Annotated in this window: 2 protein-coding genes; both read left to right on the top strand. The window is 31.1% G+C overall.

What is annotated here, in order from left to right; translation table 11 throughout:
- The first annotated feature begins 126 nt into the window (after positions 1-126).
- Positions 127-258, top strand: a complete 132-nt coding sequence (locus ACFFHF_RS11770) for a hypothetical protein (RefSeq protein ID WP_340903790.1) — start codon at positions 127-129, stop codon at positions 256-258.
- Between the two features lie 182 nt (positions 259-440).
- The coding region (locus tag ACFFHF_RS11775) for a DUF1657 domain-containing protein (protein WP_009336488.1) at positions 441-646 on the top strand (206 nt) is incomplete at its 3' end.

The raw sequence follows: 646 nt of genomic DNA on the forward strand, positions 1-646 counted from the left end.
ATAACAAAACAGTTCCTTTTTATGTATTAGACAAACCTTAATACGGCGACAAATGCATGCGTTTATCTTTGTTATTACATTTTCAATGTTAAATACCCATAAATAGGATGATTAAGAGGGAAAAACTTGAAACTTTGGGATAATATCCGAAAAACGGGAAAAATATTAGTCCTTTCAGGAAATACAATCATCTTATTTTATAAAGGTAGGGGTGTAAAAGAAATTGAAGTTGAGAAAAGAAAAAATGAAAAGTTATAAGAGCTATTGCTGTCAACAAGAAATAGAAGAAATGATGGGGATATGGAAAAGGGGTTATTATCGAAAAAATGGAGCTATACGTCAAAAATAATTTAGATTTAAATTTCCCAAAAATCATTGAATAAAAAATTCTCCATAAAGCAATATAAAAGAGTAAAAAAAAATTCAAGGAGGAAATTATCATGACAGTAATAAATGACGTTAAAACAGCTCTAGCAGGATTGAAAAGTGCTCAAGCAAGTTTTGAAACATTTGCTCTTGGTACAGATAATCAACAAGCTAAGCAACTTTACCAAGATGCAGCTAAGCAAACCCAATCCGTTGTAGACAGCATTGAACCACGTGTTCAACAAATCGAACAAGAAGAACCTCAATACAAACAACAGTA

Source organism: Robertmurraya beringensis, from assembly GCF_042433785.1.
In the GTDB taxonomy this organism is placed as follows: domain Bacteria; phylum Bacillota; class Bacilli; order Bacillales; family Cytobacillaceae; genus Robertmurraya_A; species Robertmurraya_A beringensis.